We start from the raw sequence: 25,702 nt of genomic DNA, 5'->3' as shown, positions 1-25,702 counted from the left end.
GGGGTGGAGATGTGCGGGATGATGTCCCGGCGCCGCGCGCGGGCCGAAGCGGGCCGGCCTGCGCTTGCCCTTCCTCTCGCCCGCCGGTGGCTGGACAGGCAATATCGCGCCCGCGTTATCCGATAGCGGCGCGGCCAAGGCCCTGCGGACATTGAATATCCGTGCGCCGGCCCCCACCCTCGATCCATCGAGCAGCAATGGAAAACGAACATGCGCCGCCTTCTCTTCCCCCTCACGCTGGCCCTGATGATGATCGCCGTCGCGGCCAGTGCCGACGCCGCCTGCTACGCCGACTACAAGGCGAAGCGTGACGATCCCCTGCGCCTGCATTACGGGGTGATCGCACTGCCCGAGGACGCCTGCGGCGACGCCGAGCGCGCGGCCGCCGTGATCGCGGAGCGTCTTGCGGGCGAGGGATGGACCCTGCTGAGCGTCGACTCGACCTTCGGCGCGGAGGGGCTGGAGGAAAGGAAGGACGATGCCGCCGAATTCTACCTCCGTTACTGACGGCCGCCGCTCGGCCACGCGGGTGGTGACGCTGGGGCTGGCGGCGATCGTCGCGATCCTGCTGGCCGCCGCCGTGTTGCTGTTTCTCAACCTGCCCGACGCCAATGCCTTCAACGCGCGGGTCGAGCGAATTTTCGTCGAGAACGACCTGACGACCGAACCGCAGATCCGGCTGCTCGAGATCCTGGCCCAGTCCGGCACGGCCTTCTCGGACGTGCTGACCAGCTATCGCGTGGTGATCTTCGTGCTGCTGGTGTTCTCGGCCGCGCTGCTGATCGCCGCGCTGGTGTTCCTGATCACCATCATCGGCCTCAACCGCCGCATGGGCGAGATCGAGCGCCAGGGCATCCAGGTGAATTCGCTGATGATCAGTCGCGAGGAAAACACGGTCTACCTCAACAACATGGAGTTCAAGCTCACGCCCGCCGCCATCGAGACGCTGAGCGTCCTGGCCGAGGCGCGCATGGACGAGGACGTGCTGTCGGGCGCGCAGATCGAGGCGGTGATCTCGGGCCGGGCCGCCGACGATTGCGACGAGGCCGTGGGCGCGACCCGCATCAAGCGGCTGCGCGACTCGCTGGGCAACCAGATCGTCAGCGAGCTGCTGGTCAAGAACATCGCGCGGCGCGGCTACATGCTGTCCATCGACAAGGATGTGATCCGGATGGTCTGATATCCGCACGGGTGCGCGGTCGCACAGGGTCGTGTGCCCGCGCACCCTGCGGCAGATGGCGCAGCCGGGTATCGCTGCCCGGCGATGCACGATAAAGCCACGGGACACGCGACTCCGGACTTTTCGCCATGCCGAGCATATCCATCGTCATTCCCGCCCGGAACGAGGCCGACAACATCGCCGACCTCGTGCGCGGCATCCAGACCGCCTGCGCCCGCGACGACGTCGAGATCGTCGTCGTCGACGACGCGAGCGACGACCTGACGCCCGCCACGGTGCTGGAACTGATGAAGACCATGCCGAACCTGCGGATGCTGCGGCACCAGGCGGCGGGCGGGCAAAGCGCGGCGATCCATTCCGGCGTGCTTGCCGCGCGCGGCGCTATCGTCGCCACGCTGGACGGCGACGGCCAGAATCCGCCCGAGGAACTGCCCCGCCTCTACGCGCCGCTGCTGTCCGAGCCTTCGCTTGCGCTGGGGCTCGTTGCCGGTCAGCGCGTCGGGCGGCAGGACACGTGGTCGAAGCGCGCGGCCTCTCGCTTCGCCAACGGGCTGCGCGGGCGGCTTCTGCGCGACGGGACGCGGGACACGGGCTGCGGGCTTAAGGCGTTTCGCCGCGACGCCTTCCTGCGGCTTCCCTATTTCGACCACATGCACCGCTACCTGCCCGCGCTGTTCGCCCGCGACGGCTGGGCGATCGCGCATGTGGACGTGTCGCATCGACCGCGCCTGCGCGGCGCATCCAAGTACTCCAACCTTCAGCGGGGGCTGGTGGGTGCCGTTGATCTCGTCGGCGTGCTGTGGTTGATGCGCAGGCGAAAGCGGGCCGCCCCGACCGAGGTGGCGCGCGTTCCCGAGACCGAGGCGGCCGCGTCCGCCCGAGAACAGGCCTGAGCCAGTGAGCAGCATATTTTCCTTTCTCGGCGTCGAGACCTGGACCGAGTTTTGGTGGGTCGTCTTCGGCCTGTTCGGACAACTCCTGTTCACGGGCCGGTTCCTCGTGCAGTGGATCGCATCCGAGCGTGCCCGGCGCAGCTATATCCCGATCGCGTTCTGGTACTTCTCCATCGGCGGCGGGCTGGTGCTGTTGTCCTATGCCATCTATCGCGCGGATCCGGTGTTCATCCTGGGCCAGTCGCTGGGCGTGCTGATCTACGCCCGCAACCTCTATCTCATCCATGTCGAGAAGAAGTCGGATGCCCGGGCCTGAGGCCCGCCGCCCGTTGCTGACCGCCTTCTGGATCGTCGCGGCGGTCACCGTGCTCAGGATCGTCTACCTGGCGGCGCTGCCGCTGGATCTGTGGGTGGACGAGGCGCAGTACTGGCTCTGGGGCGAGAACCTCGATTTCGGCTACTACTCGAAGCCGCCGCTGATCGGCTGGACGATCCGCCTGTTCACCGAGGTCCTGGGCGATGGCATCTTGGCCATCCGCCTGCCGGGCCCCCTGTTCCACGGCGCAACGGCGCTGATCCTGGGCCGGCTGGCGCACGAGCTGTTTGGGCCGCGCGCCGGTCTGTGGACGGCCGTCGCCTATGTCACGCTGCCGATGACGGCACTGGGCAGCATCCTGATTTCGACCGACACGATCATGGCGCCGTTCTTCGCCGGCGGCCTGCTGTTCTGGTTCCGCGTCACCCGGGGCGGAGGATGGACCGACGCCGCGCTGGCAGGGCTGCTGATCGGGGTGGCCTTTCTGGGCAAGTATGCCGCGATCTACGCCATGCTGGGCGCCGCGCTCTCGACCGTGTTCGTGCCGTCGATGCGGGTGGCGTGGGCGCACGCGGCGCTGGCACTGGCCGCCTTCGCGCTGGCTGTCGCGCCGAACGTTGCCTGGAACGTCGCCAACGACCTGACCACCGTCTCGCACACCATGGACAACGTCGACTGGGTGCGCGGCGACAGCGGTGTGGCGCTCAACTGGTCCGGGCTGGCCGAGTTCTTTTTCACCCAGTTCGCCGTCTTCGGCCCGGTGCTCTTCGCCGCGCTCCTGATCCTGCCGTTCCGCCGCCCGGGCGACCGGGGCGCGGCGCTGCTGTGGTTCTCGTTGCCCGTGATCGCCGTTGTCTGCACGCAGGCGCTGTTGTCGCGTGCCTACGGCAACTGGGCGGTCGCGGCCTACTTCGCCGGGACCGTCGTCGTCGTGCCATGGCTGCTGGCGCGGGCGCGGGGCTGGCTGTGGGCCGGGCTTGCCGCCAATGTCGCGCTGTGCCTCGCCGTGCCGGCCGCCTATCACTTCGCTCCCGCGCTGAGCGACGGCGACGGCACTCCGTATCTCGACCGTCACCTCGGCCGCCGCGCGATGTCCGAGCGCGTGCTGGCGCTGGCCGAGGCGCACGAGATCGACGCCATCGTGGCGGACGACCGCGGCATCCTTGCCGACCTGTTCCACACCGGCCGGAACTTCGGCGTCCCGGTGCGGGCGGTCCCGCCGGAGGGCGCGCCGCGCCATTACTACGCGCAGGAGTTCCCGTACTCCCCCGGCAGCGCCGCGCGCGTCCTGCTCGTCGTGCGGGAACAGACGCTGCCCTGCGGCAGGCGCGTCGCCAACCTTGAGACGCAGGCGGATGCCTATGCCGGCTACGGCCTTCACGCCTTCCTGATCGACCGCGACTGCCAGGCGCGGCTGTTCTGAGGAACGAACGCCGCCGCCTTGCGCTTCCTTCCCACGGGCGCTAGCGTCCGTCCGAATCCGTTGGGGTGCCCTGCACGGGGCTGAGAGGCGACAGCCAACCCATCGAACCTGATCCGGTCAGCACCGGCGTAGGGAACGGAGCTTTGAAGACGGCCCCCGTCTCTTTTTCTCCACATCCCGAACGCCGGAGGAGGAAGAGATGACGCGTACGGCCACGGCCCTGACCATCGCAGGCTCCGACAGCGGCGGTGGCGCGGGCATTCAGGCGGACCTCAAGACGTTCTCGGCGCTCGGCGTCTACGGCACCAGCGCCCTTACCGCGATCACGGCGCAGAACACGCGCGGCGTGTTCGGCGTCGAGCCGGTGAGCGAGAAGATGGTCGCCGCGCAGATCCGCGCGGTGCTGGACGACATCCGCGTGGACGCGGTCAAGATCGGCATGCTCGCGTCGCCCGGCATCATCGCGGCGGTGACCGGGGCGCTATCGGCGTACGCGGTCCCGGTGGTGCTGGACCCGGTGATGGTGGCGAAATCGGGCGACCCGCTTCTGGCGGACGAGGCCGTCGCGGCGCTGACAGAGCAACTTTTGCCGCGCGCCGACGTGCTGACCCCGAACCTGCCCGAGGCCGCACGCCTGCTTGGCGCGGATCCGGCCATCACGGCGGAGGACGCTGTCGCGCAGGGCCGTGCGCTTCTGGATCTCGGCGCGCGGGCGGTGGTGATGAAGGGCGGCCATGCCGAGGGGCCGGTCTGCACCGACCGGCTGGTGACGCGCCAGAGCGTCGTCGCGGTCGAGGCGCCACGGCTGGACACCCGCAACACCCACGGCACCGGCTGTTCCCTGTCCTCGGCCATCGCCGCGGAACTGGCGAAGGGCGCGGGGGTCGAGGACGCGGTGCGCCGGGCGCACGCCTGGCTGCACCGCGCGATTGGCCGGGCCGACGAGCTGGGCATCGGCGGCGGGCACGGCCCGGTACATCACTTCCACGAGGCCTGGAGATGACGCTGCGCGCCACCATCGTCGGCGCGGGCGTCGCGGGCCTGTGCGTCGCCGCCGAGCTGTCGGCGCGGAACGTCGAGGTCACGGTGCTCGACCGTGCGGAGCACCCGGGCCCGCACGGCTGCTCGTGGTGGGCGGGCGGCATGCTCGCGCCGTTCTGCGAGGGCGAGACGGCGGAGGAGCCGGTCGTCCGGCTGGGGCAGGAGGCCGCCGGCTGGTGGGAGCGGCAGGGCGTCGAGGGCACGCGCAACGGCTCGCTCGTCGTGGCGCTGGGGCGCGACCGGCGGGAGCTGGACCGCTTCGCGCGCCGGACCGAAGGCCACCGGACGCTGGGCCGCGACGAATTGGCCGAATTGGAGCCGCAGCTCGAAGGCCGCTTCGACCGCGCGCTGCACTTCCCGGACGAGGCGCACCTGTCGCCACGGGACGCCCTCGGCCACCTGCGGGAGGCGCTGGAGGCGCGGGGCGTGCGCTTCGTGTCCCCTGAGAACAGGCCGCAGGGCAGCGCCTGTCCCGTGGAGGGGCGCGAAGCGCCCATCCTGGGGGACGGGTCGGGCGCTGCCCGGGCCGTTGGCCCGGACGGTGGGGCGGAGAGGCCCGGCCACTGGACCTTCGACTGTCGCGGTCTGGCGGCGCGGGACGTGCTTCCGGACCTGCGCGGGGTGAAGGGCGAGATGGCGGTGCTGCGCGCCCCTGACGTCGAGCTTCACCGCCCGGTCCGCCTGCTTCACCCGCGCTACCCGCTGTATATCGTCCCGCGCGGCGACGGCGTGTTCATGCTGGGCGCGACGCAGATCGAAAGCGGCGAGCGCGGCCGCGCCACCGTCCGCTCGGTGCTGGAACTGCTCAGTGCCGCCTATGCGCTCCATCCCGCCTTCGGCGAGGCGGAGCTTCTGGAGGTCGGCGTCGATGCGCGCCCGGCCTTCCCCGACAACCTGCCGCGCCTGCGCAGGCGCGGCGACACGATCCACGTCAACGGCCTGTTCCGCCACGGATTCCTGCTGGCCCCCGCGCTGGCCCGGATGGCGGCGGAATACGTCTGCGACGGCAAGACCCCGGAGGTGATGGATGAAAATCACGGTTAACGGCGAAGCAACGGAAGTGAGCGCCGACACCCTTCCGGCCGTGCTGGACGAACTCGGCTACGGCGAAGCCAAGGTCGCCACCGCCGTCAACGAGGCCTTCGTGCCGGCCGCCGCGCGCGGGGAGGTGACGCTTTCACCCGGCGACCGGCTGGAAATCGTTGCGCCGCGGCAGGGGGGCTGAGCCATGGCCACGTTCTACGGCACCGAAGTCGCCTCGCGCCTGATGCTGGGCACGGCGCAGTACCCGTCCCCGGCGATCCTTGCGGACGCCTTCCGCCGCTCCGGCGCGGGCATCGCCACCGTCTCGGTCCGCCGGGAATCGGGCGGCGAGCGGGCGGGGGCTGCGTTCTGGGACCTGGTGAAGGAGCTCGGCGTGCGCGTCCTGCCCAACACCGCCGGCTGCCACTCGGTGCGCGAGGCGGTGACGACGGCGCAGATGGCGCGCGAGCTGTTCGACACGCCCTGGATCAAGCTCGAGGTCATCGGCCACGCCGACACGCTCCAGCCCGACCCGTTCGGGCTGGTCGAGGCGGCGCGCATCCTGACCGACGAGGGCTTCCAGGTCTTCCCCTACACGACCGAGGACGTGGTGCTGGCCGACCGCCTGCTCGAGGCGGGGTGCGAGGTGCTGATGCCGTGGGGCGCGCCCATCGGCACCGGCCTCGGGCTGACCAACATCTACGGCCTGCGCACCCTGCGGGCGCAGTTCCCGGACGTGCCCATGGTCGTCGATGCGGGGCTGGGGCTGCCCAGCCAGGCGGCGATGGCAATGGAGATGGGTTACGACGCGGTGCTTCTGAACACCGCCGTCGCGAAGGCGGGCGACCCCGCGGCCATGGCCGAGGGTTTCGCGCGGGCGGTGGAGGCCGGGCGGCTGGCGTTCGAGGCCGACCCGATGGAGCCACGCGACATGGCCGCGCCCTCGACCCCCGTGATCGGAAAGGCGTTCCTCGAATGACCCTCGACCGTTTCTATCCCATTTTCGGCAGCGTGGAGTGGCTGGAGCGCACGCTGCCCTTGGGCGTGAAGCTCGTACAGCTGCGCATCAAGGACATGCCCGAGGACGAGCTTCGCCCCGCCATCGCCCGCGCGCAGGCGCTCTGTCTGACCCATGGCGCGACGCTGGTGATCAACGACTACTGGCGCATCGCCATCGACGAGCGCTGCGACTGGGTGCACTTGGGCCAGGAAGATCTGGACGACGCGGACGTTCAGGCGATCCGCCGCGCCGGGCTGAAGCTGGGCATCAGCACCCACGACCGCACCGAGCTTGACCGCGCGCTGGCGCTGTCGCCGGATTACGTGGCGCTGGGGCCCGTCTATCCCACGATCCTCAAGAAGATGAAGTGGGAGCAGCAGGGGCTCGAGCGTGTCGTCGAGTGGAAGCGCCTGATCGGCGGCATCCCCCTGGTCGCCATCGGCGGGATGAGCGTCGAGCGGGCGGCGGGCGCGTTCGAGGCGGGGGCGGACATCGTCTCGGCCGTGACCGACATCACGCTGAACGACAACCCCGAGGCGCGTGTGCGCCAATGGCTGGAGGCGACGCGGTGAGCCGCTACGCCCGCCAGATCGCCGTGCCCGAGCTGGGGCCGGAGGGGCAGGCGAAGCTCGCCGCCGCGCGGGTGCTGGTCGTGGGGGCCGGGGGGCTGGCCGCGCCGGTGCTCCAGTACCTCGGCGGCGCAGGCGTCGGGCAGGTGCGGCTGGTCGATCCCGACCGAGTGGAGACATCGAACCTGCACCGCCAGACGTTGTTCCGCGAAAGCGACATCGGGCAGGCCAAGGCGCGGGCCGCCGCCGCCCACATCGCCGCGCTGAACCCGGAGTGCCGGATGGAGCCGGTGGTGGGTGCGCTCGACCCCGAAACGGCCGGACCGCTCTGTGATGGCATGGACCTCGTGCTCGACTGTGCCGACAGCTTCGCGGCGAGCTACATTCTGTCCGACACCTGCCGCGCCGCCGGGCTGCCGCTGGTCAGCGCGAGCGTCATCGGCCTTGAGGGCTATTGCGGCGGGTTCTGCGGCGGTGCGCCGTCGCTGCGCGCGGTGTTCCCCGACCTGCCGCAACGGCTGGGCTCCTGCGCCGAGGATGGCGTGCTGGGCCCGGTCGTCGGCGTGATCGGCGCGCTTCAGGCGCAGATGGCGGTGGCGGTGCTGGTGGGGATCGAGCCGTCGCCGTTGGGCCGGCTCGTCACGTTCGACGCGCGCGGCTTCCGCTTCGGCGGTTTCCGCTTCGACGGCGCGCCCGAACCCACGCGCCAGCCGCGCTTTCTGGCCGCGTCACGCATCTCGGACGCCGACTTCGTGGTGGACCTGCGGGGCGAGGACGAGGGACCGCTGGCCCGCCCCGGCGCGCACCGGATCCCCGTCACTGCCTTCGGTCCCCAAGGCCCTGTGCCGCATGCAGGTCAGCGCGCCGTCCTCTGCTGCCGCTCGGGCCTGCGCTCGTGGCAGGCGGCCGAGCGGCTGGCGCAGGTGTGGGACGGAGAAATCGCACTCGTCGCTCTCGGCGACACCCAAGGAGGAACCCGATGAAATACCCAACGCTCGCGGCCGCGCTGGTGGCCGCCACCCCCGCGCTCGCACAGGACAAGATGACGCTGATGCTCGACTGGTTCGTGAACCCTGACCACGGCCCCATCGTCATCGCCGAGGAGCAGGGATATTTCGAGGAGCAGGGGCTGGAGGTCGAGGTGATCGCGCCGGCCGACCCCGCCGACCCGCCGAAGATGGCCGCCGCCGGGCGCGCGGACATTGCCATCTCGTACCAGCCGCAGCTTCACCTTCAGGTGGCCGAGGGCATGCCGCTCAAGCGCGTCGGCACGCTGGTGGCCACGCCGCTGAACTGCCTTCTGGTGCTCGAGGACGGGCCGGTGGAGGAAATTGCGGATCTCGAGGGCCGCAAGGTCGGTTTCTCGGTCGCGGGCGTGGAAGAGGCGCTGCTGTCCTCGATCCTCGAGAACAACGGCCTGACGCTGGACGACATCGAGCTGGTGAACGTCAACTGGTCGCTCTCGCCCGCGCTGATGTCGGGTCAGGTGGACGCTGTGATCGGCGCGTTCCGGAACTTCGAGCTGAACCAGATGGAGATCGAGGGCGTCGAGGGACGGTGCTTTTACCTCGAGGAAGAGGGACTGCCGGCCTACGACGAGCTGATCTATGTCGCCAACCCCGAGACGATGGACACCGACATGATCCGCCGCTTCATGGCCGCGACCGAGAAGGCGACCCAGTTCATCGTGAACCACGCGCAGGAAAGCTGGGAGATCTTTGCCGCGACCTCGGCCGAGCTTCAGGACGAGCTGAACGAGAAAGCTTGGGTCGACACCATCCCGCGCTTCGCCCTGCGCCCCGAGGCGTTGGATGAAGGCCGCTATGCCCGGTTCGAGCAGTTCCTTAACGACGCCGGCCTGGTCGAGGGCACGCGCCCGGTCGACGCGCTGGCCGTGGACTTGGGCGAGCAATGAGTTACGGCGCGACCTTCCCCCTCTGGCGCGAGGCGGCGGGGACGGCATGGCGGGACTACACCCGCCACGCCTTCGTCGAGGGGCTGCGCGACGGGACGTTGCCGCGCGCGGCGTTCCTGCGCTACCTCGTGCAGGACTACGTGTTCCTGATCCACTTCTCGCGCGCCTGGGCGCTGGCCGTCACCAAGGCCGAGACGCTGGACGAGATGCGCGCCTGCGCCGCCACCGTGAACGCCCTGATCGACGACGAGATGCGCCTGCACGTGAAGACCTGCGCGGCCGAGGGCATCGGGGAGGACGAACTCTTCACCGCCGAGGAGGCGCCGGAGAACCTTGCCTACACCCGCTATGTGCTCGACGCCGGGCATTCGGGTGACTTCCTCGACCTGATGGCGGCGCTGGCGCCCTGCGTGCTGGGCTATGGCGAGATCGGCGCTCGGCTGGCGGCCGAGGCGGGCGAGACGCCCTACGCCGACTGGATCGCCACCTATGGCGGCTACGACTACCAGAGCGTCTGCCGGGACGTGGGGGCGCTGATCGACGGCGCGGTGGTGCGGCGGCTGGGCGAACGGCCGCAGGAAAGCCCGCGCTGGGCGCGTCTGTGCCAGCGTTTTACCACCGCGACCCGGCTTGAGGTCGACTTCTGGGGCATGGGCCTGAAGTGACCCCGCCGGCCCTGCACCTGTCGGGCATCGCCCGGATCGGCGGGATGCGCATCTTCGGGCCCCTGACGCTGGAGGCCCCGGCGGGGCGGTGGACCTGCCTGCTGGGGCCCTCGGGCGTCGGCAAGTCCACCGCGCTGCGGCTGCTGGCCGGGCTGGGCGACGAGGTGGCGTTCGAGGGTGGGGCGCAGGCCGCGGACGGTCTGCCGCTGACCGACCGCGTGGCGCTGATGGCGCAGAGCGATCTGTTGATGCCGTGGCTCGACGTGCTGGGCAACGTCACGCTGGGCGCGCGGCTGAGGGGGCAGCGGGCCGACGAGGCGCGCGCGCGGGAGGTGCTGGCGCGCGTCGGGCTTACCGAGCACGCCGAGAAGAAGCCGCACGCGCTGTCGGGCGGGCAGCGGCAGCGCGCGGCGCTGGCGCGCACGCTGATGGAGGACCGGCCGGTGGTGCTGCTGGACGAGCCGTTTTCGGCCCTCGACGCCCGCACCCGCGCCCGGATGCAGGATCTCGCGGCAGAGCTGCTGGAGGGTCGCACCGTGCTGCACGTCACCCACGACGCGGCCGAGGCCGCGCGGCTGGGCCACCGTATCCTGCTGATGACCGATGCGGGGCTTCAGGACGTGACTCCACCCGAGGCCGCCCCGCCGCGCCCCTACGACGCGCCCGAGACGTTGTCGTTCCAGGGCCGCCTCCTGCGCCTGCTGATGGAGACGCAATGACCCGTGCCTTGCGCATCACCGGCGTCGCCGTGCTCGCCGTGCTTCTCTGGCAGGCGCTGGTCACGTTCACCGGCCTGCCGCGCTTCATCCTGCCCGGCCCGCTGTTGGTGGCCGAGACGCTGTGGACGAGCCGCGCGCTGATCGCCGAGCATGCGCTGGTCACCTCGGCCGAGGTGCTGGCGGGTCTCGGCATCGGGGCGGTGCTGGGATTCGGGTCGGCCATCCTGCTGGCGGCGTCGCCGCTGGCGCGGACGGTCCTGCGCCCGATGCTGGTGTTCAGCCAGGCCGTGCCGGTCTTCGCGCTGGCGCCGATCCTGACGCTGTGGCTGGGCTACGGGCTGTGGTCGAAGATCGCGATGGCGCTGCTGATCATCTATTTCCCGGTTACCTCGGCCTTTTTCGACGCGCTGATGCGCACGCCGGGGGATTGGCTGGGCCTCGCCCGCGTCATGGGGGCGGGGCCGTCGCGGGTGATGTGGCGCATCCGCGTGCCCGCCGCGTTGCCGGGCTTCGCCTCGGGCCTGCGGCTGGCCGCCGTCTATGCGCCCATCGGGGCGATCATCGGCGAATGGGTGGGGGCGTCGAAGGGGCTGGGCTACCTGATGCTGCTGGCCAATGGGCGGGCGAAGATCGACCTGATGTTCGCCGCGCTGATCGTGCTGGCGGTCCTCACGCTGGCGCTTCACGCGGCGGTGGATGCGGGCTGTCGGCGGCTTCTGGCGGCGCGGGAAAGCTGAGGCCGCGTCGGACCCGCCCGAAAGGCGTAGTTCCTTTTGTTAAGGACTACCCACAGATTCTGTGGACAACCCGGTGGGAAAGGGTGGGGCACTGTCCTCAACCGCCTGTCTCTACAGGCTGCCAAATGAACCGCCTAATTTTTAGGCACCCAGTCGGAGCGGGGTGGCGCAACGGCGTATGTGTTGGCCCCTGTCAAGCATGCCAAGGTGTACGAAACGCAATCCCGGTCTGCATGTGGGGCATTTCCGCCGCTGCGTGCAGGTCCTTGACGTCCTGTGGGTAATCCTGCGCGGCCGGTTGACCCAGGGCGCAGGCTCTACGCCCTTCGACCGATGAGCGCTCCAGCCCATACTCCTGTCCGGAATGCGGAAGCAGGCCGGTGCGCCAGTCGTTCGCCCAGGTCGCGCAGCGGCCTAGGCAGCGCCGGCCCGCCTTCAGGGCGGGCGCTGCCGTGGCGGCGCCATAGCTCAGGAGGCGTCGCCAAGCCGCAGGCGGTCGAGCAGCCTGAGCGAGGCGTAGCCGTCCGGCACCATACCGGCACGCCGCTGGAAGCCGCGTATGGCGGCGATGGTGCGCGGCCCGACGCGTCCGTCCACGCCCTGCGTGTCGAAGCCGCGGCGGGTGAGAAGCGACTGCATCTCTTTCCGCTCGGCGAAGGTCAGGGCGCGGTCGCCGCGCGGCCAGTCGGCCTCGATCGGGCCCGCGCCGGCCAGCCGGTCCGACAGGTGGCCCACCCCGATGACATAGGCGTCGGCGGTGTTATAGCGCTCGATCACGCCGAAATTGTCGAAGATCATGAAGGCGGCACCCCGCGCCCCGGCGGGCAGCAGGATCGACGCCGTTCCGTGATCCGGCACCGCGCGCCCGTCCGTACCGACCACGCCGAGCGCGGCCCAGTCAGACGGGCTCTTGGTCGTGTCACGGTCGGCGAGGGCATAGTCGAAGCCCTCCGGCAGCCGCACCTCGACGCCCCAGGGCTGGCCCTTCGTCCAGCCGAACCGCTCGAGATAGGCGGCGGTGGAGGCCAGCGCGTCGGCGGGATCGTCCGACCAGATGTCGCGCTTGCCGTCGCCGGTGTGGTCCACGGCGTAGGTCAGGTACGAGGTCGGGATGAACTGCGTGTGGCCCATTGCGCCGGCCCAGCTTCCGGTCATGCCGCCGGGCTCGACATCGCCGGCCTGCACGATCTGGAGCGCGGCGACCAGCTGCGCCTCGAAGAACCGGCCGCGCCGACCGTCATAGGCCAGCGTCGCCAGCGCCTCGATGGTCGGCGTACTGCCACGGAAGGTGCCGTAGGCGCTTTCCAACCCCCAGACGGCGACGACGACTTCCTTCTCGACGCCGTAGGTCGCCTCGATTTCGTCCAGCAGCGCAGCGTGCTCGCGCAGTGCGGCGCGCCCGTTCTCGACCCGCGTGGCCGAGGCGGCGCTGTCGAGGTAGTCCCAGATCGTCTTGGTGAACTCGGACTGGTTGCGGTCGCGCTGGATCACGTCGGTGTTGTAGCGCACGTCGCCCAGGGCGCGGTCGAAGACGTTGTCGTCGATGCCCTGCGCCAGTGCGCGGCCGCGGAAGTCGCGGATCCAGCGCTCGAAGGCGATGTTCATGGTGCTCAGCCGCAGCTGCGCTTCCTCGGCCAGCTCGGCCGGACGGGCCTTCGGCGTCTCGGCGGCGGCCGTGGTCTGCGCCGCGCGCGGCTGGGGGCGGACCGATTGTTCCGGGGGAGCGGCGGAGGCCGGCTGGAGCGATGCAATAAGCCCGAGCCCGCACAGACCGACGAGTGTGCGCATGGGAGTCACCTGTTCTTCACTGCTCGTGAAGCACTCTAGCGAACGGTCCCGGCCCGCGTAACCGGGTTACGAATATGTGAGCGAAGGCTTGCGCGTCAGCTCCTCCGCCGGGTGACCTTGCGCTTGGCCTTGTCCTTGCGCGCCTTGTCGCGTCCCGGCTTGCGGCCCTTCGCGCCCTTCGGTGCCTTGCGCCCGCGCATCGGGCGCGGGCCGCGCGGAACCTGGTCGCCCTCGATCTCCAGAAGCTCCAGCAGCACGCCGCCGGTGACCGGCTCGGCCTCGGCCAGCTTCACCGTCACGCGCTGCCCGACGCCGACCGTCAGCCCGGTGTCCGAGCCCATCAGCGTCTGCGCGTCGGGATCGAAGTGGAAGAACTCCCGCCCCAGCGCGCGCACGGGGATCAGCCCGTCGGCGCCCGTGTCGTCGAGCTTCACGAACACGCCGAAGCGCTGCACGCCCGAGACCCGGCCGGTCATCTCGGCCCCGATCCGGTCCGAGAGGTAAGCGGCGAGGTAGCGGTCGGTGGTGTCCCGCTCGGCCGTCATCGACCGCCGCTCGGTGTCCGAGATGTGCTTGGCCGTCGCCTCGAGATCCTCGATCTCTTCCGGCGACAGCCCGTCGTCGCCCCAGCGGTGGGCCGAGATCAGCGCGCGGTGCACGACGAGGTCGGCATAGCGGCGGATGGGCGAGGTGAAGTGTGCGTAGCTGCGCAGAGCCAGCCCGAAATGCCCGAAATTCTCGGGGTAATAGTACGCCTGCGTCATAGAGCGCAGGGTGGACATGTTCAGAAGCTCGTCGAACTCGGTCCCCTCGGCCTGCGCCAGAAGCGTGTTCAGGTGCCGCGTGTGAAGCACCTGCCCCTTGGCCAGGTTGAAGCCTGAGGCCTGCGCCACCTCGCGCAGGGCGTCCAGCTTGTCGGGCGACGGCTCCTCGTGCACGCGGTAGAGCAGGGGGCGGTTCTTCTCGAACAGCGTCTCGGCCGCGGCGACGTTGGCGAGGATCATGAACTCCTCGATCAGCTTGTGTGCCTCGAGCCTCTCCTTGAACGCCACCGAGACAACATGCCCCTCCTCGTTCAGCTCGATCCGCCGCTCGGGAAGATCGAGGTCGAGGGGCTGGCGTACCTCGCGCGCCTGCCTGGCGGCGCGGTGGGCGGCGAAAAGCGGGTTGATCACGTCGGCCAGAAGCGGCGCGCACTTCTCGTTCGGGCGCCCCTCCTCGGCCTCCTGCACGTCCTCGTAGCTGAGCGACGCGACCGAGCGCATCAGCCCCCGCACGAAGCGGTGCGAGATCTTGTGTCCCTGCGCGTTCAGCCGCATGCGCACGGCGATCACCGCGCGCGGCACGCCCTCGTGAAGCGAACACAGGTCGCCCGACAGCCGGTCGGGCAGCATCGGCACCACCCGGTCGGGGAAATAGGTCGAGTTGCCCCGCTTGCGCGCCTCGCGATCCAGCGCGCTGCCGGGCCGGACGTAGTGGGCGACGTCGGCGATGGCGACCCAGACGATGTGGCCGCCCGGGTTCTTCGGGTCGGGGTCCGGCTCGGCGAAGACCGCGTCGTCGTGGTCGCGGGCGTCCGAGGGGTCGATGGTGACCAGCGGCAGCTCGCGCAGGTCCTCGCGGCCCTTCAGGCCGGCGGGCTTCATCCGGTCGGCCTCGGCCACCACCTCGTCGGGGAAGGCATCGGGAATGCCATGCTGGTGGATGGCGATCAGCGACACCGCTCTCGGCGCGGTCGGATCGCCCAGCCTGTTGACGATGCGGGCGCGCGGCAGGCCCATGCGCTCGCGCGGGCCGGCCTGCTCGGCCTCGACCAGTTCGCCGTCCTTCGCGCCGTGCACCGCGTCGGGCTTCACCATGAACTCAAGGTCCGCGCCCTTGTCGATGGGCACGACGCGGCCGCCCTCGGCCCCCTTGCGGAAGATGCCCAGCACGCGGCGCGGGTTGCTGCCGATGCGGCGGATGACGCGCCCCTCGTACTGGTGCGGTTCGCCCTTCACCTCGGTCAGCCGGGCGAGGATGCGGTCGCCTTGCCCCAGCGCCGGGTCAGCGGCGCGGGTGATCATCAGCACGCTGGGCTCCGCCCCCTCGCCGTGCCATTCCAGCGGCCGGGCGTGCAGGTCACCCTGGTCGTCGGGGCCGGTCACCTGAAGCACCGACACCGGCGGCAGCTTCTCGGGGTCGCGGTAGGTCTTGCCGCGCTTGCTCAGGTGCCCCTCCTGCTCGAGCTCCTTCAGAAGCCGCTTGAGGTCGATGCGCGCTGCGCCCTTGACCCCGAAGGCCTTGGCGATGTCGCGCTTCGCGGTGAGGGTGGGGTTCTCGGAGATCCAGTCGAGGATCTCGGCCTTGGTGGGGACACGTGTCATGGACCGGGACGTAGCACGCGCGTTGTGAGAGGTCACATCGAAAACCGGCGGCGCGCGGCCCCGGTTCCGGTGGCGCGCCATTCCGGTTCATGCAGCCCCGCGCGAAGGGGTTCCGCGCCCCGTTCGCTCAGGCGAAGTAGTCGCGCAGGATGCGGGTGTAGATACCCTTGAGCTGCGCGATCTGCGCCACCTCCACCCGCTCGTCCACCTGGTGCATCGTCTGGCCCACCAGCCCGAACTCGACCACTGGGCAATGATCCTTGACGAAACGGGCGTCCGAGGTCCCGCCCGTGGTCGACAGCTTCGGCGCCACGCCCGTTTCGGCCTGAACCGCCTTTGCCACGAGGTCCGACAAGTCGCCCGGCGGCGTCAGGAAGCTTTCGCCCGACACCTTCACCGTCATCGCGATGTCGATCCCGGTCTCGACCGCGACCTTGTTCGCCTCCGCCTGCAGCCACTCGGTCAGCGAGGCGGAGCTGTGCGCGTCGTTGAAGCGGATGTTGACGCCGGCCCTGCAGGCCGCCGGGATCACGTTGTTGGCGGGATTTCCGGTGTCCACGGTCGTGACGGCCAGCGTCGAGGGATCGAAATGCTCCGTCCCCTCGTCCAGCGTGGCGGAGGAGAGCCGGTCCACCAGCTTCGCCATCGCCGGCAGCGGGTTCTTGGCGCGGTGCGGATAGGCCGAATGCCCCTGCACGCCGGTCGCGGTGATGTGGGCGGTCAACGAGCCGCGCCGCCCGATCTTGATCATCTCGCCCATCGTTTCGGGGCAGGTCGGCTCGCCCACCAGGCAGACGTCCATTCGCTCGCCGTGCTCCGCCATCCAGTCGAGCAGCGCGCGCGTGCCGTCCACCGCGTCGCCTTCCTCGTCCCCGGTTATCGCCAGCACGACCGATCCTTCCGGCGGCGTCTCGCGAACGAATTCCACGGCCGCGGCGACGAAGGCCGCGACGCCCGACTTCATGTCGGTCGCCCCGCGGCCATAGAGCACGCCGTCCACGATCTCGGCGCCGAACGGGTCGTGCGTCCAGGCCTCTCGATCGCCCACGGGCACCACGTCGGTATGCCCGTTGAACCCGAAGACGCGGGCGTTGCCGCCGTCACCCCAGCGCGCGAACAGGTTCTGCACGCCGTTCCGCTCGACCCGGGTGCAGGCGAAGCCGGCCCCCGACAGCAGCTCTTCCAGCAGGCTCAGCGCCCCGCCTTCGTCGGGCGTGACCGAGGGGCAGCGGACCAGGCGTTGCGTCAGCTCGACGGGATCGACGGACATGGGCACTCCTTCACGTTTGCCGCAGCGATACCGCGCGGGCCCGGGAACCTCAACGCGGCCCATCCTCGGTCCTGAAATATCCTCCGGGAGGTGCCGCAGCGGCGCCACGCATCCGAGCCGCGGAGGCAACGGGTGGGCCCCCTCCGACGCCGGCCGCCTCAGTTTTCGTCGAAGAACGGCGTCATCTGCGCCACGATCACCGCGTTCTCAACCAGCGCCCGTTCCATCAGCGCGCGCTCTTCGTCGCTGATGTCGTGCCCTTCGGCCAGCCGCTCGTCCAGCGTGCCATAGCCCGACACGTCGAGCGGGGCCATGTCGGCCTGCTTGAGGATCGCCACCGTCTCGCGCACGGCCTCGGCCTCGTCCACGCCACTGGCATAGCACATCAGCGCTGCGCCGGTCGCGCCGTCGGGCAGGCCGTCGCCGGTCTTTCGGCCGACCTCGACCAGCAGGGTGAACACGTGGTGGGGCTTGCGGTCCTTCGCCATGGCGCGCCGCCTAGCACGGCGCGGCGGCGGGCGGAAGCCTCAGCCGACGGGGATCAGCCGGTCGTCGGGCAGCGCACGGGCGGCGAGGAAGCCGTCATCGCTTTCGAAAAGCAGCCGGACGCCAGCCAGGATCGGCGCGCGCTCGGGCGCGGGCAGCGAAAGCAGGTGCGGCGCCCGCTCGGCCCAGAGCGCCGCCGCCGTCTCGCGCGGGAGCGTGCGGAGGATCGCGTTCAGGCAGACCAGCGCCGTGATCTGCGGCAGCGCCTCGTCGAGCGTCTCCGCAGCCGTGACCGCACGCACCGCGCGGGTGTCAGTGCCGCGGAAGAGGCCCGATTGCGGCCCCAGCACCGGCTCGAGCCCCAGAGAACGGCGCGCCGCCGCCGGCAGCGTCCGCGCGAGGTCGAGCAGGGGCGGCACCACCACGTCCGGGGCCCGTGTCAGCCGGTCGGCCGACGTGGGCGGCGGATCGAGCAGGCCTGGCGCTCGCGCCTCGAGCTGGGCAAATCCGTTGGCGAGCGCCGCGCACAGGGGCGGCGGGGCAAGCCGGTAATGCGGGGCCGTCGCCTCCCACATGTGGGGCAGGTCGTCAGAGGGCGCATCCCGGCGCAGCACGTCGGCCAGAAGCATGCAGCCGGCCAGGAGGAAGGCGTCGAAATCGTCGTCGGGCAGGACTGCGGCGAGCCGCAGATGGTCACGCACCTCGTACCCGCGGGGCGTGGACAGGTCGCAGCCTGCCGCCACCGCCTCGCGCAGGGCCAGCGCGCGGTCCGCGCCGTCGCGCAGGCCGAGGGGGATCAGCCCGGCGATCCGGTCCAGAACCGGCGCGCCGAAGCCCTCCGCGTGGTGGCGCAGGTCGTGCGCCGCCTGTCGGGTCCGGAATGTGTCCGCGAACGGTTTCTGCGTCTCCATGAGACAGCCGATACCGCCGCATTCCGGCGCATTTCCGTCAAACCGGCGGTATTCGCCGGGTGATCCTGTGACGGGGGCCGTCAGCTCTTGATCTTGCGATAGCCCCAGATCAGCAGCGCGGCGCCGATGACCGCGATGATCAGGTTCGCGATCCAGCCCACGGCTTCCCAGCCGAAGATGAGCTCGAGGATGAAGTTCAGAACCACCGCGCCCAGTATGCCCAGCACGATGTTGGTCAGAAGACCGTGTTCCGCCTTCATGATCTTCTCGGCGATCCACCCGGCGAGCCCGCCGATGATCACCGTCATAATCCAGCCGACGCCTTCCATTTCCGTCCCTCCTGTATCCGGCGCATGAGTGTCGGATGACATAACGCGCCGGAACAGGATCGGGTCCGTCAGTCGCGCAGAAGCTCGTTAACGCCGGTCTTGGCGCGGGTCTTCTCGTCTACGCGCTTCACGATGACCGCGCAATAGAGGTTGAGACCGTTCTTCGTCGGCATCGAGCCCGAGACGACGACCGAGTAGGGCGGCACCTCGCCCATGAAGACCTCGCCCGTCTCGCGGTCCACGATCTTGGTGGACTGGCCGATATAGACGCCCATCCCCAGCACCGAGCCTTCGCGCACGATCACGCCCTCGACCACCTCGGAGCGGGCGCCGATGAAGCAGTTGTCCTCGATGATCGTGGGCTCGGCCTGCAGCGGTTCGAGCACGCCGCCGATACCCGCGCCGCCCGACAGGTGTACGCCCTTGCCGATCTGCGCGCAGGACCCGACGGTGGCCCAGGTGTCGACCATCGTGCCCTCGTCGACATATGCACCGAGGTTGACGAAGGACGGCATCAGCACCACGCCCTTGCCGATGAAGGCCGAGCGGCGGACGACGCAGTTCGGCACGGCGCGGAAGCCGGCGGTGCGCCATTCCTCGTCGCCCCAGCCCTTGAACTTGCTGTCGACCTTGTCCCACCAGCCGCCGCCCTGCGGCCCGCCGGCGTGCTGCTCCATGTCCTTGACGCGGAATCCCAGCAGCACCGCCTTCTTGGCCCACTGATTTACGGTCCAGTTGCCGTCGGCGCCGCGCTCGGCCACCCGCAGGCTACCGCTGTCGAGCGCGTCGAGCGTTGCCTCGATCGCCTCGCGCGTTTCGCCGCCGGTGGCGGGGGTGATGGTGTCGCGTTTCTCCCAGGCGGCCTCGATGGCGGCTTCCAGTTGCGCGTCGGACATGGGCGGCTTCCTTCGAAAACGTGTCTGGTTTCGGTCTGGCGGAGCCTATAAGCCGGGAAGGTCATTCGCGCAATCCGAGGGAGCCCATGACCGAGGACCGAAACAGGCTGTTCCGCGAAGCCCGGCAGGACATCGAGACGGCGCGCGACATCCCCGACACGCCGCAGACGCGGGCGCCGGCCTACCGCATCGCCTTCGCCGACTCCGATTTCCTCCTGCGCGACGAGCTGCGCCCGGTGCGGCTGCAGCTCGAGCTGCTCAAGCCCGAGCTGGTGATGGGCGAGCAGGGCATCGAGTCCACGGTCGTGCTGTTCGGCGGCGCGCGGATCCCCGAGCCGGCCAAGGCGTCCGGCGCGCGCACCAAGACACTTGCCGACCTGTCGCGCTATTACGACCAGGCGCGCGAGTTCTCGCGGCTGGTCACGCTGAAGTCGATGGAGACCTATGGCCGCGAGTACGTAATCGCCACCGGCGGCGGCCCCGGCGTGATGGAGGCCGGCAACCGCGGCGCTTCGGACGCGGGCGGCCATTCCGTCGGGCTGAACATCGTGCTCCCGCACGAGCAGGCGCCGAACGAGTACGTGACGCCCGGCCTGTGCTTCAACTTCCACTACTTCGCCATCCGCAAGATGCACTTCCTGATGCGTGCCCGCGCCGTCTGCGTCTTCCCCGGCGGGTTCGGCACGCTGGACGAGATGTTCGAGTCGCTGACGCTGATCCAGACCGGGCGCATGGAGCGGGTTCCGTTCCTGCTGTTCGGGCAGGAGTTCTGGGAAAGCATTATCAACTGGAAGGCGCTGGCCGAGGCGGGCACTATCTCGGACGACGACCTCGAACTGTTCCGCTACGTCGAGACGGCGGAAGAGGCGATGGAACTTCTCGAGCACTGGCCGCTGCCGGAAACCAAGCGCGAGCACATCCCGGGCCGGCCCGACGCCGGCTGATCGGCGAACTTCCGCGCCCTGAACACATTTGCCTCCTCGCTGCCGCATTTCGAGGCGATCTTCGCATTCGAAGCATGTATTATGAGGAGAAAGCCATGATCCCTTCCGTCCTGCGCGCGTCCGTCCTGACGCTCGCCATGACTGCCCTTGCCGTTCCGACCGCGGCGACCGTCACGACCGTCGTCACCGCCGACGCGGCCTATGCCAAGGGCGGAAACGGCAATGGTGGCGGAAATGGCAATGGTGGGGGGAGTGACTCCCGCGGGGGCGGCGACCGCGGCAACGAAAAGGCCGACCGCGAGAGGGGGCGCGACAATAACAAGTGGGCGGAACGCGGACGCGGCTCCGAGATGCGCGGGAACGGCCAGACACAGGGGCAGGGCCGCTCGCTCCTAGACGTGCTGCGCGGGAAGCCTTCGCAGGCAGAGCGCAGACGTGAGGCCGAAGCCCGCGCCGCCGCAAGCGTTGCAACGCGCGAGGAACAGCATCGTCGGTGGGAGCGTCAGCAGGCCCGTCTGGCGCCCGAGACCGCGCAGAAGCCCTTGCCCAAGCCGCGCGGCAACGGTGCCGTCGCTAGCGAGCTGAAGTGGATGAACGCGGCGCATGCGAGCCTGAGTGCCTATGCCAATGCCTCGCCGGACAGCCGGGTGGGGCAAGTCGCAGCGTATCGCGAGGCCTACCTCGCGCACGAGGCGGCGCTTACGGAGCTTGAAGATGCGAACGCCGAATTCAGCGCGACCCTGTCCGAGGCATACGGTGACCCCATAACCGGTACGACGAGCGACGTGATCGCTGCCATTCAGCAGCTGGACCCGGAGTCGCCCACGTTCGACGAAGAGGCGCAGGCCGATCTGGACAGGTACTACGGGACGACGACCGACGGCGGACTGGATACGGAGGAGCTGATGGGCATCGCCGCTTCCGACGATGCCGTTGCCGACGCCGAAGCGGAGCGCGACGTGGCGCTGGAGACCGTGACGGACGGTTCGGACCTGAGCACCGAGGCGATGGACCAGTTCCACGAACTGCTCAAGCTCGATCAGGACTTGCCGGAGACCGGAGCAGGCGACGAAGTCGTCGACGAGGATACGGAGACCGAGCTGGATGGGGAGCCAGAGGAATTTGCTTCCAACTGATCAGGGCAGAGCCGTCGTTCCGGTAGGCGCGGCGGCAACCTCTGCTGGATACGACGCGCTCCAAGCGTAGCGGAAGCAATTCTCGCCGGCTTGGGCTTCCCGAGCGGCTTAAGCCCCGGGCGCCGCCACTGGCTTGCGCGCCCGCTTGGCCCGTTCACTCGCCGATTTCAGCTGACCGCACGCGGCCATGATGTCCTCGCCCCGCGGGGTGCGGATGGGCGAGGCATAGCCGGCCTTGTAGATGATGTCGGCGAAGGCCTCGATCCGCTCCCAGTCCGACCGCTGATAGGGCGCGCCCGGCCATTCGTTGAACGGGATCAGGTTGATCTTCGCGGGGATCCCGCGGATCAGCTTCACCAGCCGCCGCGCGTCCTCGTCCGTGTCGTTCACGTCCTTCAGCATCACGTATTCGAACGTGATCCGCTCAGAGTTCGACAGCTTCGGATAGGCACGCAGCGCATCCAGAAGCTCGGAGATGTTCCACTTCTTGTTGATCGGCACCAGCTTGTCGCGCACCTCGTCCGTGGTGGCGTGGAACGACACGGCCAAGAGGCAGCCTATTTCCTCGGCGGTCTTGGCAATTTCGGGCACCACGCCGGAGGTCGACAGCGTGATCCGCCGGCGCGACAGCGAGATACCCTCGCCGTCCATCGCAATCTTCATCGCGTCGCGCACGTTGTCGAAGTTGTAGAGCGGCTCGCCCATGCCCATCAGCACGATGTTCGACAAAAGCCGCGTTTCGTCCTTCGGGTGGCGGCCCGGCTTCGGCCACTCGCCCAGGTCGTCGCGCGCCACCAGGATCTGGCCCACGATCTCTCCGGCGGTCAGGTTGCGCACCAGCCGCTGCGTGCCGGTGTGGCAGAACGAACAGGTGAGCGTGCAGCCCACCTGGGACGAGATGCACAGCGTCCCGCGCCCCTCTTCGGGAATATAGACGGCCTCGACCTCGTGACCGCCGGAAATCCGCAGCAGGTATTTCCGGGTGCCGTCCGTCGACACCTGGCGCGACACGATCTCGGGCACCTCGATCACGAACCGCTCGGCCAGCTCCGCGCGGAACGCCTTGGACAGGTTGGTCATGTTCTCGAAGGACCGCACGCCCTTCTGGTAAATCCACTGCCACAGCTGGTTGACCCGCATCTTCGCCTGCTTCTCGGGCGTGCCCGCGGCGATCAGCGTCTCGCGCAACTGGTCGCGGGTGAGGCCGACAAGGTTCACCGGCCCGTCCTCCGGCATCTTGCGCGGGAAGGTGACGACATCCTGGGTGATGGGGGCAGTGGCGGTCATGGACGGGCCTCGAAAAATCGGGTCAAGCGGGCCTTATATGGGATTCGTGCGGAAAAGCCAAAGGCCCCCGCGCGCGGCAGGGGCCTTTTCGTTCGTACCTGCGGTGGGATCAGCCCGAGCAGCGGTCCGCGGCTTCGTCCGTCGCGGCGGTGAACCCGAACAGAGAGAACGTGTCCTCCGTCGTCGTTCCCCGCGACGACCGCGCCGTGAGAACCGCGTCGGCACCTGCCTTCATCGAGGCGATGATCTCGGCGTCTTGCGCGTCCGAGCTCGGCCAGGCCCACTCACCCTCGGTGAACATCTCGTACTCGGTCCCGCCGATGTCGAGGTTCACGGTCGAGCCGTCGGCGAAGGGATAGCCGCCGGTGAACGACACCTCGCCATCGCCGTCGCCGCGGTAGGTGACGAACAGAAGGATGTCGCCGCGGCGCACCGCGACCACGCGACCGTCCTTGGTGTTCACCGTCTCCTTGGGCACCGAAACGACCCAGCATTCCTTCGGATCGCTCTCGACGAACACGCTCCAGGCGGTCTCGACGGCGACGCGATTGGTGGATTCGTCCTGCGCCATGGCCGGAACGGCCGCCCCGGCCAGCGCCACACCGGCAAGAACGCGCGTGATGTACGTTTTCATTCTTGTCACAGCCTCCAGCTGCCTCTGCCTCGATGACCCGCCGTCGGTTCTCCGACGTGCGGGCCGCACCCGTTTCAAAAGTCGCGGGCGGACACTAACTTGCATCCGCCGGTCTGCGAAAGCCTGACCGGCGAAAAATCGCTGAGACGTGAGAAGGGAAGGAACACCATGACTCAACCGGCGGCCATGGCCGAACTCTGGCGCGGAGACTTGCTGGAATCCGCGCATTCCGGCCACGCGGTGATCTGCGACGCGAACGGAGAGATCCGTTCGGCTTGGGGCAATCCGCAGGCGGTGATCTATCCCCGGTCGTCGTGCAAGATGCTCCAGGCGCTGCCGCTGGTGGAAAGCGGCGCGGCCGAGGGGCTGTCCGACCAACAGCTGGCCCTGGCCTGCGCCTCGCACCAGGGCGCGCCCATCCATGTCGATCGCGTTTCGGCCTGGCTGAAGGATCTCGGCCTGTCCGACGACGATCTGCGCTGCGGGCCCGAGGTGTCGCGCGACAAGGACCTCAAGCTCGCAATGATCCGCGCGCACGAGGCGCCGTGCCAGGTGCACAACAACTGCTCGGGCAAGCACGCGGGGTTCCTGACGCTCAACAGGCACCTCGGCGGCAGCGCGGAGTATGTCGACCCGGATCACCCGGTGCAGAAGGCCGTGCGTGCGGCGTTCGAGGAGGTGACGGACGAGCCCAGCCCCACCTTCGGCATCGACGGCTGCTCGGCCCCCAACTTCGCCACGACCGTTTCGGGCCTCGCCCGCGCCATGGCCGCCTTCGCGGCGGCGGGCAGCGGCAGCGGCGCGCGGGACACGGCGCAGGCGCGGCTGACACGGGCGATGATCGCGCATCCGGAGCTGGTGGCGGGCGAGGGGCGGGCCTGCACCGAGCTGATGCGGGCCACGGGCGGAAAGGCCGCACTGAAGACGGGAGCCGAGGGCGTGTTCGTCGGCATCCTGCCGGAGCAGGGGCTGGGCATCGCTCTCAAGATCACCGACGGCGCGACCCGCGCTTCCGAGGCCGCGATCTCCGCGCTGCTGGTGCGGCTGGGCGTGCTCGATCCCGAGGATCCGGCGGTGCGCAAGCGGATGAACGCGCCGGTGCTGAACCGGGCGGGCAAGCCGGTGGGGCTGGTGAAGGCGGCGGACGAGCTGCTTACGGCGTGACGAAGTCGCTGCGGGCATAGCCCTGCAGGAACAGCAGGGCCGTCAGGTCGCCGTGGTTGACCCGGATCGGGGCCTGCGCAGCGACCGACGGCTTGGCGTGCAGCGCCACACCTGCGCCCGCGCGCTGGATCATGCCCAGGTCGTTGGCGCCATCGCCCACGACCATGGCCTCGGCCTCCGAAATGCCCAGCCGGGCGCAGATCTCGGTCAGCGCCGCGACCTTGGCGTCGCGGCCCAGGATCGGCTCCTGCACGCGGCCGGTCAGCTTGCCGGCCTCGATCAGCAAGGTGTTGGCGCGGTGTTCGTCGAAGCCGAGCCCCGCGGCGACATGGGCCGTGAAGGCGGTGAAGCCGCCCGAGACCAGCGCCGCGTGCGCGCCAGCCTGGCGCATCGTGGCCACCAGCGCCGCGCCGCCCGGCGCGAAGGTGATGCGCTCGGCCAGCACCGTTTCGATCACGCTGGCATCCAGCCCTTCCAGCAGGCCGACCCGCTCGCGCAGGGCGCCCTCGAAGTCCAGCTCCCCGTTCATGGCGCGCGCGGTGATGTCGGCCACGCGCTCGCCCACGCCGGCCATGTCGGCAAGCTCGTCGATGCATTCCTGCCCGATCATGGTCGAGTCCATGTCCGCCAGCAGCAGCTTCTTGCGCCGCCCCTCGGCCGGCTGAAGGCACAGGTCCACGCCCAGACCCTGAAGCTCCTGCCAGACATCTTCGAAATTACCGGGGCGGGCCGGCACGTCGAACTCTGCCGTCTCGTCCGGCGACAGCCACGCCGCCCCGCCGCCGCCCCACGCGTTGCGCAGGGAATCGACCAGCGCGGGGTCGAGCGTGCGTCTCTCGGGCGAGGTCAAAAGCGTGACGGTCAGCATGGCGGTCCCCTCGGATCGGTTCGGCGCGGTGAAAAGCACGGATCGCGCGCCTTGGCCAGTGGCCCGCGCGTTGCGGGATGTTGCCCGGCAAGCGCCGTGCGCCGGGACCGGAGCGGGTGGTGCGTCGATTTTGCGAAATTTT

Annotated in this window: 28 protein-coding genes and 1 riboswitch; of the genes, 18 read left to right on the top strand and 10 right to left on the bottom strand. The window is 69.6% G+C overall.

Annotated elements, in window-relative coordinates; genetic code table 11:
- Positions 1 to 210 precede the first annotated feature (210 nt).
- The 15 genes from BM162_RS02175 (at position 211) to BM162_RS02105 (ending at position 11,481) form a co-directional block, all read left to right on the top strand.
- Positions 211 to 507: a hypothetical protein gene (locus BM162_RS02175; protein ID WP_093417058.1), complete on the top strand. Its 297-nt coding sequence runs from the start codon at positions 211 to 213 to the stop codon at positions 505 to 507.
- Complete coding sequence (locus BM162_RS02170; RefSeq protein WP_093417056.1) at positions 479 to 1,180, top strand: winged helix-turn-helix domain-containing protein; 702 nt, start codon at positions 479 to 481, stop codon at positions 1,178 to 1,180. The genes BM162_RS02175 and BM162_RS02170 overlap by 29 nt, the downstream gene beginning before the upstream one ends.
- A gap of 128 nt (positions 1,181 to 1,308) precedes the next feature.
- Positions 1,309 to 2,073: a glycosyltransferase family 2 protein gene (locus BM162_RS02165; protein ID WP_093417053.1), complete on the top strand. Its 765-nt coding sequence runs from the start codon at positions 1,309 to 1,311 to the stop codon at positions 2,071 to 2,073.
- Between the two features lie 4 nt (positions 2,074 to 2,077).
- Positions 2,078 to 2,389, top strand: a complete 312-nt coding sequence (locus tag BM162_RS02160; protein ID WP_093417051.1) for a lipid-A-disaccharide synthase N-terminal domain-containing protein — start codon at positions 2,078 to 2,080, stop codon at positions 2,387 to 2,389.
- On the top strand, positions 2,376 to 3,812 hold the full coding sequence (locus tag BM162_RS02155) for an ArnT family glycosyltransferase (protein WP_177215019.1): 1,437 nt from the start codon (positions 2,376 to 2,378) through the stop codon (positions 3,810 to 3,812). The genes BM162_RS02160 and BM162_RS02155 overlap by 14 nt, the downstream gene beginning before the upstream one ends.
- A gap of 51 nt (positions 3,813 to 3,863) precedes the next feature.
- Positions 3,864 to 3,964: riboswitch (TPP riboswitch) on the top strand.
- Between the two features lie 47 nt (positions 3,965 to 4,011).
- On the top strand, positions 4,012 to 4,815 hold the full coding sequence (gene thiD, locus BM162_RS02150; RefSeq protein WP_093417046.1) for a bifunctional hydroxymethylpyrimidine kinase/phosphomethylpyrimidine kinase: 804 nt from the start codon (positions 4,012 to 4,014) through the stop codon (positions 4,813 to 4,815).
- The gene (locus BM162_RS02145) at positions 4,812 to 5,897 is read left to right on the top strand and encodes an FAD-dependent oxidoreductase (RefSeq protein WP_093417044.1); all 1,086 of its coding nucleotides are present in this window, start codon (positions 4,812 to 4,814) and stop codon (positions 5,895 to 5,897) included. The genes thiD and BM162_RS02145 overlap by 4 nt, the downstream gene beginning before the upstream one ends.
- Complete coding sequence (thiS, locus tag BM162_RS02140) at positions 5,881 to 6,078, top strand: sulfur carrier protein ThiS (protein ID WP_093417042.1); 198 nt, start codon at positions 5,881 to 5,883, stop codon at positions 6,076 to 6,078. Before BM162_RS02145 ends, thiS begins: the two co-directional genes overlap by 17 nt.
- 3 nt (positions 6,079 to 6,081) lie before the next feature.
- Complete coding sequence (locus tag BM162_RS02135; protein WP_093417040.1) at positions 6,082 to 6,855, top strand: thiazole synthase; 774 nt, start codon at positions 6,082 to 6,084, stop codon at positions 6,853 to 6,855.
- Positions 6,852 to 7,448 carry a thiamine phosphate synthase gene (locus tag BM162_RS02130; RefSeq protein ID WP_093417038.1) on the top strand — a complete coding sequence of 199 codons (597 nt, stop codon included), beginning with the start codon at positions 6,852 to 6,854 and terminating at the stop codon, positions 7,446 to 7,448. Before BM162_RS02135 ends, BM162_RS02130 begins: the two co-directional genes overlap by 4 nt.
- Entirely contained in the window at positions 7,445 to 8,428 is a 984-nt protein-coding gene (locus BM162_RS02125; RefSeq protein ID WP_093417781.1) for a HesA/MoeB/ThiF family protein, read from the top strand. The genes BM162_RS02130 and BM162_RS02125 overlap by 4 nt, the downstream gene beginning before the upstream one ends.
- On the top strand, positions 8,425 to 9,360 hold the full coding sequence (locus tag BM162_RS02120) for an ABC transporter substrate-binding protein (protein ID WP_093417035.1): 936 nt from the start codon (positions 8,425 to 8,427) through the stop codon (positions 9,358 to 9,360). Before BM162_RS02125 ends, BM162_RS02120 begins: the two co-directional genes overlap by 4 nt.
- Complete coding sequence (locus tag BM162_RS02115) at positions 9,357 to 10,025, top strand: TenA family protein (RefSeq protein WP_093417032.1); 669 nt, start codon at positions 9,357 to 9,359, stop codon at positions 10,023 to 10,025. Before BM162_RS02120 ends, BM162_RS02115 begins: the two co-directional genes overlap by 4 nt.
- A gap of 44 nt (positions 10,026 to 10,069) precedes the next feature.
- Positions 10,070 to 10,744, top strand: coding sequence for an ABC transporter ATP-binding protein (locus BM162_RS02110; RefSeq protein ID WP_093417779.1), 675 nt, complete (start codon positions 10,070 to 10,072; stop codon positions 10,742 to 10,744).
- The gene (locus BM162_RS02105; protein ID WP_093417029.1) at positions 10,741 to 11,481 is read left to right on the top strand and encodes an ABC transporter permease; all 741 of its coding nucleotides are present in this window, start codon (positions 10,741 to 10,743) and stop codon (positions 11,479 to 11,481) included. The genes BM162_RS02110 and BM162_RS02105 overlap by 4 nt, the downstream gene beginning before the upstream one ends.
- A gap of 468 nt (positions 11,482 to 11,949) precedes the next feature.
- On the opposite strand, the gene BM162_RS02100 is transcribed toward BM162_RS02105, so the two are convergent.
- From BM162_RS02100 to dapD, 7 genes are all read right to left on the bottom strand, one after another.
- A complete protein-coding gene (locus tag BM162_RS02100) occupies positions 11,950 to 13,269 on the bottom strand; it encodes a lytic murein transglycosylase (RefSeq protein ID WP_093417026.1) in 1,320 nt (439 codons plus the stop codon).
- 95 nt (positions 13,270 to 13,364) lie between these two features.
- Positions 13,365 to 15,635, bottom strand: coding sequence for a ribonuclease R (gene rnr, locus BM162_RS02095; protein ID WP_093417776.1), 2,271 nt, complete (start codon positions 15,633 to 15,635; stop codon positions 13,365 to 13,367).
- Between the two features lie 127 nt (positions 15,636 to 15,762).
- Complete coding sequence (gene dapE / locus BM162_RS02090; protein ID WP_093417023.1) at positions 15,763 to 16,905, bottom strand: succinyl-diaminopimelate desuccinylase; 1,143 nt, start codon at positions 16,903 to 16,905, stop codon at positions 15,763 to 15,765.
- Positions 16,906 to 17,063: 158 nt separating this feature from the next.
- Entirely contained in the window at positions 17,064 to 17,393 is a 330-nt protein-coding gene (locus tag BM162_RS02085) for a DUF8846 family protein (RefSeq protein WP_093417020.1), read from the bottom strand.
- 39 nt (positions 17,394 to 17,432) lie between these two features.
- A complete protein-coding gene (locus BM162_RS02080) occupies positions 17,433 to 18,302 on the bottom strand; it encodes a hypothetical protein (RefSeq protein WP_093417017.1) in 870 nt (289 codons plus the stop codon).
- Positions 18,303 to 18,382: 80 nt separating this feature from the next.
- Entirely contained in the window at positions 18,383 to 18,631 is a 249-nt protein-coding gene (locus BM162_RS02075) for a GlsB/YeaQ/YmgE family stress response membrane protein (protein ID WP_093417014.1), read from the bottom strand.
- Between the two features lie 68 nt (positions 18,632 to 18,699).
- On the bottom strand, positions 18,700 to 19,527 hold the full coding sequence (gene dapD, locus BM162_RS02070; protein ID WP_093417011.1) for a 2,3,4,5-tetrahydropyridine-2,6-dicarboxylate N-succinyltransferase: 828 nt from the start codon (positions 19,525 to 19,527) through the stop codon (positions 18,700 to 18,702).
- Between the two features lie 86 nt (positions 19,528 to 19,613).
- On the opposite strand from dapD, the gene BM162_RS02065 reads away from it, so the two are divergent.
- Entirely contained in the window at positions 19,614 to 20,471 is an 858-nt protein-coding gene (locus tag BM162_RS02065; protein WP_093417008.1) for an LOG family protein, read from the top strand.
- Positions 20,472 to 20,566: 95 nt separating this feature from the next.
- Complete coding sequence (locus BM162_RS02060; protein WP_093417005.1) at positions 20,567 to 21,607, top strand: hypothetical protein; 1,041 nt, start codon at positions 20,567 to 20,569, stop codon at positions 21,605 to 21,607.
- 108 nt (positions 21,608 to 21,715) lie between these two features.
- On the opposite strand, the gene rlmN is transcribed toward BM162_RS02060, so the two are convergent.
- Positions 21,716 to 22,894 (bottom strand): dual-specificity RNA methyltransferase RlmN, encoded by a 1,179-nt coding sequence (gene rlmN, locus BM162_RS02055; protein WP_093417002.1) that lies wholly within the window; start codon positions 22,892 to 22,894, stop codon positions 21,716 to 21,718.
- Positions 22,895 to 23,003: 109 nt separating this feature from the next.
- Positions 23,004 to 23,528 carry an invasion associated locus B family protein gene (locus BM162_RS02050; RefSeq protein ID WP_093416999.1) on the bottom strand — a complete coding sequence of 175 codons (525 nt, stop codon included), beginning with the start codon at positions 23,526 to 23,528 and terminating at the stop codon, positions 23,004 to 23,006.
- A gap of 168 nt (positions 23,529 to 23,696) precedes the next feature.
- Here BM162_RS02050 and BM162_RS02045 point away from each other — a divergent pair, with 168 nt between their 5' ends.
- On the top strand, positions 23,697 to 24,692 hold the full coding sequence (locus tag BM162_RS02045) for an asparaginase (RefSeq protein ID WP_093416995.1): 996 nt from the start codon (positions 23,697 to 23,699) through the stop codon (positions 24,690 to 24,692).
- On the opposite strand, the gene serB is transcribed toward BM162_RS02045, so the two are convergent.
- Positions 24,682 to 25,560: a phosphoserine phosphatase SerB gene (serB, locus tag BM162_RS02040; protein ID WP_093416992.1), complete on the bottom strand. Its 879-nt coding sequence runs from the start codon at positions 25,558 to 25,560 to the stop codon at positions 24,682 to 24,684. The two genes, BM162_RS02045 and serB, sit on opposite strands and share 11 nt — an antisense overlap.
- Positions 25,561 to 25,702 lie beyond the last annotated feature (142 nt).

It is taken from the genome of Tranquillimonas alkanivorans (assembly GCF_900115595.1).
Classification (GTDB): domain Bacteria; phylum Pseudomonadota; class Alphaproteobacteria; order Rhodobacterales; family Rhodobacteraceae; genus Tranquillimonas; species Tranquillimonas alkanivorans.
The sequence above is the reverse complement of the archived record's forward strand: the minus strand, read 5'-3'. Positions and strand labels throughout refer to the sequence as shown.

Excerpts from the sequence above, each read along its gene's own strand:
- BM162_RS02175 (WP_093417058.1), top strand. The coding sequence starts at position 211 with ATGCGCCGCCTTCTCTTCCCCCTCACGCTGGCCCTGATGATGATCGCC.
- BM162_RS02170 (WP_093417056.1), top strand. The coding sequence starts at position 479 with ATGCCGCCGAATTCTACCTCCGTTACTGACGGCCGCCGCTCGGCCACG.
- BM162_RS02165 (WP_093417053.1), top strand. The coding sequence starts at position 1,309 with ATGCCGAGCATATCCATCGTCATTCCCGCCCGGAACGAGGCCGACAAC.
- BM162_RS02155 (WP_177215019.1), top strand. The coding sequence starts at position 2,376 with ATGCCCGGGCCTGAGGCCCGCCGCCCGTTGCTGACCGCCTTCTGGATC.
- thiD (WP_093417046.1), top strand. The coding sequence starts at position 4,012 with ATGACGCGTACGGCCACGGCCCTGACCATCGCAGGCTCCGACAGCGGC.
- BM162_RS02145 (WP_093417044.1), top strand. The coding sequence starts at position 4,812 with ATGACGCTGCGCGCCACCATCGTCGGCGCGGGCGTCGCGGGCCTGTGC.
- thiS (WP_093417042.1), top strand. The coding sequence starts at position 5,881 with ATGAAAATCACGGTTAACGGCGAAGCAACGGAAGTGAGCGCCGACACC.
- BM162_RS02135 (WP_093417040.1), top strand. The coding sequence starts at position 6,082 with ATGGCCACGTTCTACGGCACCGAAGTCGCCTCGCGCCTGATGCTGGGC.
- BM162_RS02130 (WP_093417038.1), top strand. The coding sequence starts at position 6,852 with ATGACCCTCGACCGTTTCTATCCCATTTTCGGCAGCGTGGAGTGGCTG.
- BM162_RS02120 (WP_093417035.1), top strand. The coding sequence starts at position 8,425 with ATGAAATACCCAACGCTCGCGGCCGCGCTGGTGGCCGCCACCCCCGCG.
- BM162_RS02115 (WP_093417032.1), top strand. The coding sequence starts at position 9,357 with ATGAGTTACGGCGCGACCTTCCCCCTCTGGCGCGAGGCGGCGGGGACG.
- BM162_RS02110 (WP_093417779.1), top strand. The coding sequence starts at position 10,070 with ATGCGCATCTTCGGGCCCCTGACGCTGGAGGCCCCGGCGGGGCGGTGG.
- BM162_RS02105 (WP_093417029.1), top strand. The coding sequence starts at position 10,741 with ATGACCCGTGCCTTGCGCATCACCGGCGTCGCCGTGCTCGCCGTGCTT.
- BM162_RS02100 (WP_093417026.1), bottom strand. The coding sequence starts at position 13,269 with ATGCGCACACTCGTCGGTCTGTGCGGGCTCGGGCTTATTGCATCGCTC.
- rnr (WP_093417776.1), bottom strand. The coding sequence starts at position 15,635 with ATGACACGTGTCCCCACCAAGGCCGAGATCCTCGACTGGATCTCCGAG.
- dapE (WP_093417023.1), bottom strand. The coding sequence starts at position 16,905 with ATGTCCGTCGATCCCGTCGAGCTGACGCAACGCCTGGTCCGCTGCCCC.
- BM162_RS02085 (WP_093417020.1), bottom strand. The coding sequence starts at position 17,393 with ATGGCGAAGGACCGCAAGCCCCACCACGTGTTCACCCTGCTGGTCGAG.
- BM162_RS02080 (WP_093417017.1), bottom strand. The coding sequence starts at position 18,302 with ATGGAGACGCAGAAACCGTTCGCGGACACATTCCGGACCCGACAGGCG.
- BM162_RS02075 (WP_093417014.1), bottom strand. The coding sequence starts at position 18,631 with ATGGAAGGCGTCGGCTGGATTATGACGGTGATCATCGGCGGGCTCGCC.
- dapD (WP_093417011.1), bottom strand. The coding sequence starts at position 19,527 with ATGTCCGACGCGCAACTGGAAGCCGCCATCGAGGCCGCCTGGGAGAAA.
- BM162_RS02065 (WP_093417008.1), top strand. The coding sequence starts at position 19,614 with ATGACCGAGGACCGAAACAGGCTGTTCCGCGAAGCCCGGCAGGACATC.
- BM162_RS02060 (WP_093417005.1), top strand. The coding sequence starts at position 20,567 with ATGATCCCTTCCGTCCTGCGCGCGTCCGTCCTGACGCTCGCCATGACT.
- rlmN (WP_093417002.1), bottom strand. The coding sequence starts at position 22,894 with ATGACCGCCACTGCCCCCATCACCCAGGATGTCGTCACCTTCCCGCGC.
- BM162_RS02050 (WP_093416999.1), bottom strand. The coding sequence starts at position 23,528 with ATGAAAACGTACATCACGCGCGTTCTTGCCGGTGTGGCGCTGGCCGGG.
- BM162_RS02045 (WP_093416995.1), top strand. The coding sequence starts at position 23,697 with ATGACTCAACCGGCGGCCATGGCCGAACTCTGGCGCGGAGACTTGCTG.
- serB (WP_093416992.1), bottom strand. The coding sequence starts at position 25,560 with ATGCTGACCGTCACGCTTTTGACCTCGCCCGAGAGACGCACGCTCGAC.